Source organism: Herbaspirillum sp. LeCh32-8 (assembly GCF_017814915.1).
In the GTDB taxonomy this organism is placed as follows: domain Bacteria; phylum Pseudomonadota; class Gammaproteobacteria; order Burkholderiales; family Burkholderiaceae_D; genus Herbaspirillum.
On sequence record NZ_JAGIPZ010000017.1, the window covers coordinates 62522 to 71113 of the forward strand.

7 protein-coding genes are annotated in these 8592 nt (G+C 63.1%); 1 reads left to right on the forward strand and 6 read right to left on the reverse strand.

Features of this window, described 5'->3' with window-relative positions; all coding sequences use genetic code 11:
• Positions 1-76: 76 nt before the first annotated feature.
• From phhA to J8I26_RS21160, 6 genes are all read right to left on the reverse strand, one after another.
• Positions 77-958 (reverse strand): phenylalanine 4-monooxygenase, encoded by an 882-nt coding sequence (gene phhA, locus J8I26_RS21135; RefSeq protein ID WP_209609090.1) that lies wholly within the window; start codon positions 956-958, stop codon positions 77-79.
• A 79-nt stretch (positions 959-1037) separates the two neighbouring features.
• The gene (locus J8I26_RS21140) at positions 1038-1784 is read right to left on the reverse strand and encodes a GNAT family N-acetyltransferase (protein ID WP_209609091.1); all 747 of its coding nucleotides are present in this window, start codon (positions 1782-1784) and stop codon (positions 1038-1040) included.
• Between the two features lie 3 nt (positions 1785-1787).
• Positions 1788-3023: a multifunctional CCA addition/repair protein gene (locus J8I26_RS21145; RefSeq protein ID WP_209609092.1), complete on the reverse strand. Its 1236-nt coding sequence runs from the start codon at positions 3021-3023 to the stop codon at positions 1788-1790.
• Positions 3024-3032: 9 nt separating this feature from the next.
• The gene (locus J8I26_RS21150) at positions 3033-3734 is read right to left on the reverse strand and encodes a glutathione S-transferase family protein (protein ID WP_209609093.1); all 702 of its coding nucleotides are present in this window, start codon (positions 3732-3734) and stop codon (positions 3033-3035) included.
• Positions 3735-3788: 54 nt separating this feature from the next.
• Entirely contained in the window at positions 3789-4748 is a 960-nt protein-coding gene (locus J8I26_RS21155; protein WP_209609094.1) for a complex I NDUFA9 subunit family protein, read from the reverse strand.
• Positions 4749-4799: 51 nt separating this feature from the next.
• Positions 4800-6794, reverse strand: coding sequence for a lytic transglycosylase domain-containing protein (locus tag J8I26_RS21160; protein WP_209609095.1), 1995 nt, complete (start codon positions 6792-6794; stop codon positions 4800-4802).
• Between the two features lie 37 nt (positions 6795-6831).
• Here J8I26_RS21160 and J8I26_RS21165 point away from each other — a divergent pair, with 37 nt between their 5' ends.
• A complete protein-coding gene (locus J8I26_RS21165) occupies positions 6832-7431 on the forward strand; it encodes a 5-formyltetrahydrofolate cyclo-ligase (protein WP_209609096.1) in 600 nt (199 codons plus the stop codon).
• Positions 7432-8592 lie beyond the last annotated feature (1161 nt).

The following is an 8592-nucleotide window of genomic DNA, read 5'->3' on the forward strand; positions in this document are numbered from 1 at the left end:
GGCGCCGCCCGCTGCGCACTGCAGAGCAGGCGGGCGCGACGAGCCGGTCCGGCTCTCGGCTGTCGCCGGGGCCGGTTCAGCGGTTGGGCGGCAGGTTGGTTTCGCCGGGCAGCAGGGTGTTGGCCGGCAGCGTTTCCTGCTGCTTCAGGCGTTCATAAAGCGGCGTGAAATCGGGCGCGGTGTCGTTGAACAGCTGCTCGAAATCACGGATCACGAAATAGCTTTCCTGATACGAGTCGATCTTGTAGAGCGTGCGCATGATGCGCTCGACGTCGAAGGGAACGCGGCGCGGCTTGTCGCTGGACAGGCAGTATTCCACCTCGCCGCCGGACGACAGGATGCCGGCGCCGTAGATGCGCAGGCCCTGCTCGCTCTGGATCAGGCCGAACTCGATGGTGTACCAGTACAGGCGCGCCAGGTGGGCCAGCCCGTCCAGCTTGAGCGCCTTCAGGCCGCCCTTGCCATATTCCTGCAGGTGGTCGGCAAAGATCGGGTTGAACAGCAGCGGCACGTGGCCGAAGAAATCGTGGAAGACGTCCGGCTCGACGATGTAGTCGAACTCATGCTCCTCGCGCAGCCACACCGTGACCGGGAAGCGGCGATTGGCCAGATGCTCGAAGAAGGTGTGGTCCGGCACCAGGCCGGGCACCGCGACCAGCTGCCAGCCGGTGGCCTTGTACAGGGCCTCGGTGGTGCGGTCGAAACGCGGGATGCCTTGCGATACGTCCAGCGCCTTCAGGCTGTCGATGAACACGTCGCAGGCGCGGCCGGGAATCAGTTTGGCCTGGCGTTCATAGAGGCGACGCCACAAGGCGTGCTGCTCGGGGGTGTAATGCTCCCAGTTCTGCGCCACCACGTAGTTGGCATCGATCTGGCTGTAGTCGCCGCGCAATGCGCCGCTGTCGGATTTTGTCGCGACGGTGGCGAAAAAGTCGTCGGTGTTGGGATTGGTGCTCATGGCAAATCCGTTTTCAAAGTGAGGCGCATATTATGCGCCCCATTGCCGGCACGGTCATGTGCGCCCGCGCAAAAACGGATCAGCCTTGCGGCGGCGGATTGGGCGGAGAGCCGCCGTCCTTGGGCTTGGCGCCGATGCCGGTGACGCGCGAGCCCCATTTCAGCAGCGCCTTGAAGTTGGCCTTGACGATGTAGTCCAGCATGGCGACCTGCTCCTGCATCGCCTCCTGGAAGATGGTGGCGGAGTTGGCCGGCTTGATCTTCAGGTAGGCGTCGGCCTCGCCGTAGTCGCGATGGATCTCCATGCCGGCTTTCTTGGCGATGTGCATCATCACCTTGTTGGACGACAGGCAATGCATGTAGAGCGTATCAACGTCGGCGTTGCGGCAGCGCATGGAGGCGCGCATGAACAACTTCGTGCCCACGCCCAGGCCGCGCGCGGCGGCCGAGACCGAGACGCCGAATTCGGCCACCACCGGCTTGATGGTGGCGCCCGCCACGCGTGATTTCTCGCGCGGGGCAAATGCCAGGTGACCCACGCCCAAGAGGCGCAAGCGACGGTCGTAGACGCCGAACACGGTATCGCGCGCGAAGTCGATGTTCTCCACGTAGCGCGCCACCATCTCGTCGGAGAGCTTGGAGCCGAAGCGCAGCAGCCGGTCTTTGTCTTCCAGCGCCAGGAAGTGGCGCATCAGGTGTCGCCGCGAGCGCGGCGAGAGCTCCTTGACGAACACCGTCGGCCGATCCGGCTTGGCCGGATCGGCGCCGCCGGGCTGGGGCTCCTTGCGCCCGATACGCTGCAGTCGCGAGAAGAAGGAATCGGCCATGACCTAGTCCACCGCCGGCCGGTTGGCATCGACGAACAAGGCCACGTTGGCGCCGCGCGCGGCGAGAATCGCTTCCGGGATCTTTTGCGGCTGGCCCGCATGCTGACCGGCGATGGCGCCGGCATCGATATTGGCGGCCGCCTTCAGCGCGCCTTCCAGGTAAGCCGCCTGTGGGAACGGCCGGTCTTCGAAACCGGTACGGCCGCGATGGTCGCATTCGGACGCGCGCAACATGTCGACGAAGCGCTGCGGCTTGCGGAAGGCATCGCACCGCGCAAACAAGCTCACCAGCGTGGCCGGACGCATTTCAAAGGCGCGGCCCACATTGCCGTGCTCGCGCGCGGTCATCAGCGCCAGGTCGCGACAGTCGCCGGGCACTTTCAGGCGCGCGCAGACCTGTTCGGCCAGCTGCACGCTGCGCGCCTCATGGCCGTGATGGCGCGGCCACATCTCGGGCGGCGTGGCGCCCTTGCCGAGGTCGTGCATCAGCGCGGCAAAACGGATCGGCAGCGCATGGCCCTGGCCTGCGGCCCAATCGATCACCAGCATCACGTGTACGCCGGTATCGATCTCGGGATGCCACTTCTCCGGTTGCGGCACACCCCACAGGGCGTCCAGCTCCGGCATGATGCGCGCCAGCGCGCCGCAGCCGCGCAGCACCTCGAACATGCGCGAGGGCTTGTGTTCCATCAGGCCGCGCGCGATTTCCTGCCACACGCGTTCGGGCACCAGCGCGTCGACCTCGCCGTTGGCGACCATGCGCTGCATCAGCGCATTGGTTTCGGGCGCCACCGTGAAATCGGCGAAGCGCGCGGCAAAGCGCGCCAGGCGCAGGATGCGCACCGGATCTTCGATGAAGGCGTCGGAGACATGACGAAACACGCGCCGCGCGATATCGCCCCGACCGTCGTAAGGATCGACCAACGCGCCGTCCTCGCCCTGGGCGATGGCGTTGATGGTGAGGTCGCGGCGCGCCAAGTCGTCTTCCAGCGTGACGTCGGGCGCGGCATGAAAGGCAAAGCCTTTGTAGCCGGGCGCGGTCTTGCGTTCGGTGCGCGCCAGCGCGTATTCCTCATGGGTGTGGGGATGCAGGAACACGGGGAAGTCCTTGCCTACCGGGCGAAACCCCTGTTCCAGCATCTGCTGCGGCGTGGCGCCGACCACCACGTGGTCGCGATCCTTCACCGGCAGGCCGAGCAAGCCGTCGCGCACTGCGCCGCCGACGGTGTATGTCTTCATTCCCATCCTTTATTTGTGGTCGGGCAGGATTTCCTTCTCGGCCAGCGCCTCGGCAATCCAGCGCGCCACAGCCGGATGTTCCTTTACGCGATCGGCATAGGCCTGCAGCGCCGGCGCCAGCGGCACCTGGTAGCTGGTGAAGCGCATCACCACCGGCGCGTAGAAGGCATCGGCGATCGAGAAGTCGCCGAACAGGAAATCATGATGGCCGAACTGGGCCAGGCACTCTTCCCAGATTTCACAAACGCGGGCGATGTCGGCCTGGGCGCCTGGCGTGCGTCCCTGGCCGGGATAGCGGCCGCGGATGTCCATGCTCATGGCGCTGCGCAAGCCGGTGAAGCCGGAGTGCATTTCGGCGCAGATGCTGCGCGCGATGGCGCGGGCGTCGGTGCGCGCCGGCCACAACGCGCGGTCGGGAAATTGCTCGGCCAGATATTCGCAGATGGCCAGCGAATCCCAGATCGCGATGTCGGCGTCCAGCAGCACCGGCACGCGGCCGGAGCCGGTATAGCGGGCGATTTCGGCGGCGGTGTCGGGCTGGTCGAGCAGCACGCGCACTTCCTTGAAGGGAATGTCGAAGGCGGTCATCACCACCCACGGACGCATCGACCACGAGGAGTAGTTCTTGTTGCCGATCACCAGCGTAGGCATGTGGCGGCCGGCCTTCTTCAGCGTCTCGGACAATACCGGATCAAGTTCTGTGTCTTGCATGTTGGCTCTTTGTTGTGGTTCGAAGTTGGCTGAAAATGCGCGCGGCGCCCGAGATCAGCGGCGCGCGTTGCTGCGAAACAGGTCGAACTGCTGCTGCGGGTCGCGCGGCGACAGGTAGGCCGGCGCGACTTCCTCCAACGCTGTCGGCGTCAGGCCAAGCTCGGCGGCGATTGGCGCCGACAATACATTATCCACCTGCATCGACGCCACATTGTCGCGGCTCATCAGTTTGCCGGGCAGGTGCTCCAGCATCCAGGCCTGCAGCAGCCCCAGGGGCGGCGGCAAGGCGATGACAGGACGATTGAAACCGCCATACCAGCCGGACAGCCGAACTAGCTCGCGCAGGGTGTATTGCTTCGGCCCGCCCAGCTCGTAAATGTTGCCGCCGACATGCGGCAATGTGATGGCGCGCTCGAAGGCTTGCGCCACGTCGCCCACATAGACCGGCTGGAAGCGCGCTGCGGCGCTGCCCAGCGGGATCAGTGGGAAGCTGCGTTGCAGGCCTGCAAACATGTTGAGGAAATGATCGCCTTCGCCAAACACCACCGAGGGCCGGAATACCGCCACCTCCAGGTCAGGCGAGGCCAGTGCCTCGCGCTCACCGGCGGCCTTGGAGCGCTGATACATCGACGGGCCGTGCTCGTCCGCCCCCAGCGCGCTCATGTGCAGATAACGCGGCACGCCGTGACGCACGCAGGCGGCGACGATGCGGCGCGGCAGCTGTACGTGCTGCTTGTCGAAGTCCGGGCCGTAGGGCTTGCCGCCGCGTGAATGCAGGATGCCGACCAGGTTGATCACCACGTCGGCCTCGGCCACCAGTTGCGACAACGCCGCATCATCGTGAATGTCAGCCTGCACCACCGACACCACCGGCGACACCAGCAAGTGCTTGGCGCGCTCATAACGGCGCGTGGGCACCATCACACGGTATTCGGTGCCGCTGCCCAGCAACCTCACCAGACGGGTGCCGATAAAGCCGGAGCCTCCGATCACCAGGATCTTGCGTACTGCCATGCGTTGCCTCCTCTGTCGTTGCGCCGGTTTGCCCCGGCGCGGTCGATGCAATCAGGGCAAGTCGGTGGCGACGTTGGAATTGGGCGCCACCGTGCCCATGCGCTGCTTGAGCGACTGCGGACGGTTCTCGAACATGGCCGCATAGTACGTCGCATTCGACATCACGTTCTTGACGTAACCCCGAGTCTCGTTGAAAGGGATCATCTCGGCGAAGATCGCGCCTTCCACAGTGCGCGGCAGCGTCGCGCGCCAGGTGCGCGGACGCCCCGGGCCGGCGTTGTAGCCGGCGGTGGCGAGCGTCTCGGAGCCTTCCAGGTTGTTCAGCACCATGTCCAGGTAGCTGGTGCCCAGCAGCAGGTTGGTGTTGATGTCGTTGACCTGGTCGGCGGTGAATTCGCTCATGCCGATCTTCTTGGCGACGAACTTGGCCGTCGCTGGCATCAGCTGCATCAGGCCAGAAGCGCCGACGTGCGAGCGCGCGCTCTTGATGAAGCGCGACTCCTGGCGGATCAGGCCGTAGACCCAGGCGTTCTCCATGCCCAGTGGGCGGGTGGCGGCGTTCATCTCCGGCAGGTGCGGCGCCGGGAAGCGCTGGGTGAAGTCGAACTCGGCGCGGGTGCGGTCGGAGGTATTGACCATGCGATCCAGCACGTCGTTCTGGCGTGCATACTCGGCGGCGGCCAGCAGTTGGCGGTCGGTCATGTTGCGCAGTTCCCAGTTCCACTCGCGAATCGCCTCGAAACGCAGGTTCAGCTGGTAGAACTTGAGGGAGCGCTTGAAACCGGCATTTTGCGAATACAGGGCGACTTCACCGGCGCCGGGCGGCGTCGGGCCCGGCGGGATGGTGATCTTCTGGCCCAGCTCTTCCAGCGCCAGCTGGCCGTAGAAACTAAAGTTGCCGGAGATCGATTCAAACAAACGGCGCGCGGCCTCATTCTGTCCATCTTCTTTCAAGGCGCGACCAAGCCAATATACCCAGGTTATATCGTTGCGCAGCGCGACCGGCATGCCTTCGATGGTGGTGCGTACGGTCTTCCAGTCGCCGGCGCGCAGGGCCATGCGCACCTTCCACTGCATCGCGTCCTGCGACAGCGTGGCATCCTTGGTCTTGCGCCAGTAATCCTGCGCTTCCGGCGCCAGCTTGTAGGAGGCCGACAGCGCGATTTGTCCCCAGCCCAGCGCGACTTCCTGCGAAGTCATCTGGCGCGAGGCGTCGTTCAGGTAGGTGGCCGCCTGGGCGGGATTGCTCTTGGCAATGCGTCCCAGCGCGATGATGTAGAGCTGATGGTTGGCGGCGCCGCGACCGGGGCCTTTGGCCAGCATCAGCGCCGGACGGTCCATCACCTGCTGTACCGACACATCGCCGTTATCGACCAGCACCGAGGCGCGGCGCGCCACCGTGGTGTTGCCGTTCTCGGCGGCCTGACGGATCTGGAACCACACATCCGCTTCGGTAAATTGACCATTCTGCGCCAGTGTGGCGATCAGATCACTGCAGCCTTGGCCATAGTCCTTTGGATTGACCAACAGGGCGCGCGCCTCGTCGGCCACATTGGCGCCCTTGAGCGCCCGCGAATTGAGCGCAAAGCATTTGACCTGGGTATCATCGTTCAGGATGAACTTGGGATACTGCTCATCGAACAGAGCCCAGTTGCCGGTCTTGCCGAGCGCCAGCAGCCAGTCGTTGCGCAGGCGATCGACAATGGCCTGGCCTTCATAACGGGCCATGAAGTCCCGGACTTCCTGCTCGCTGGCGCTATAGTCGCGCACACGCGGTTTGAGCCGATAATAGTCGACATAGGACGGAAGATCATAGCCGGACAGGCGCGCCGCCAGATCCTGCGCCAGCGCGCCGTTGTCGCTGGCGGCCGCCTGGCGCAAGGCCAGGAAGATATCATCGGGTGAAGCATCGGCCGAAACGCGCTTTTGCGCATGGGCCGGCGACGTGGCCACGAGCGAGACACCGGCGGCGAGCGCCAGCGGGATAGCCAGGGAAGCGGCCAGCGAACGCAGGCGCTTGTTGAGCGGTTGATTCTTCAGACGCATACTCGTGCAACCCAATTGATACTGATTAACAAAACAAATGACGAACCCAAGGATAGCACGCGACACCCCGCCGCAAGAGCCGGAACAAAGGCCTGCCGCGCAGCTGAAAAACACCTTGCGTGCAGACCTGCTTGCGCGCCGCAAAGCGCTTGATCCCAAGGGCAAACGCATCTCCGATGAGCTGATCGGACGCCGGTTGCTGGACTGGTGCACCTCGCATGCCGTCACCAGCCTGGGCGTCTATCACCCGATTCGCGGCGAGCCGGATCTGCTCTTTGCCTATAACGCATTGGCCGCCCACGGGGTGCACCTCGCCTTGCCGGTTGTCGTAGGCAAGAACGCGCCGCTGGAGTTCCGTCGCTGGTTGCCGGGAGATCCGCTGGAAAAGGATGCGTTGGGTACGCTCGTGCCGGCTGTAACGTCGCCATTGATGCAACCGCAGGCACTGCTGGTGCCGTGCGTCGGCTATAACGCTGCGCAATGTCGTTTGGGATATGGCGGCGGATTTTATGATCGAACGCTGGCAGCGTCGCAGCGACCCATGGCAGTCGGCGTGTGCTATGCATTTGGCTTGGTTGAGTTCACGGGGGAGTCGCACGACATGTCCTTGGATCTGGTGCTCACGGACGCTGTGTGACGGCTGTCAGGTGCACGCATCGGCATGGCCATCGATCTCATTTTTCCTGGGCCGGTGCGTTATGACAGCATGCGATGCGTATAAAAGCCGGCTAACACCGGCTTTTTTATTGACTGCTTGTTATCTGTTGCTGACATCCCAAGTGCGCGATACAGAGCAAACCGCTTGCATCGTCTGTGCATAAGATATTTCGCCGCTTGTTCGCCAAGAGCGGAGCCTGCAAGGTATTTGGCCTGGGCGAGATTTGCTGCGTATTTGGTTTCGGCTGTGCATAAGACAAATGCGATGTGTTAGCCGATTCCCAAAACTGTGCATAAGTGGAAATCATGAGAGCTGCCCGATTGTCGTACGCATCCCCTGCAATTTTGTCGCGCGGCTCCTCGCCATCAGCTGTGGGCAACTCCAATGGTGCTTATTCACCGGTGACGCTATTGAACGCTCCTTCTCGGCGAGACTGGTTTGAGTATCCTCTTCAGATGACCTACAAGAGATCCATGAGGGCAAGGGGCAAGTTATGCGTTCACGTCGAATTTCCTGTGGAGAACCTGGGGGAGTCGCTGCCTTGTGCGCCTGTGGTGACTTAGCTTGCTCAAATTCCCTGTGTAGAACTTAGGGCCGCAGGAGTCAATGCTACAAAGCGCCATGGATAAATCTACATGGTGCTGGACGCTCAACAGAGCGCTACCGCGTCATCATCAAGGACAATCAAAAAGGAAGGAACGCCGGCGACCCGGCAGGTGCTCGGAACGCAATTCAGGATCGGATGCTGCTGGTACTTTCAGGCGGGAGTAAAAATGACCAGTGGGATCATCGCTTCCTGACGATCAGGCGAACGCCGCCTGGTTCTGGGGAGATTCCCGAGGAGGATTCAGATTAACTTCGGCGGATCAAGAGAATTGACGTACCGAAGGGCTGGCGCCGAGATGGATGCGCTTCGAACGCAGTGTCGGGATAGTTGGCGCAAGTGGAGTATGCATCACGCGCAGGTACTGTTTCAGCATGGTATTCCCCGCCATCGCCGAGAGCAACGGTGTGTTATTGGAGCTGAAGATCGGGGCTGGGCCTGGGGTGGAAGTTAGTGTTTTGGGAGCGCAAAAGCAAAAACCCCACCATCGTGTGATGGTGGGGTTATGCGGAGTAACAAGCCTGACGATGACCTAC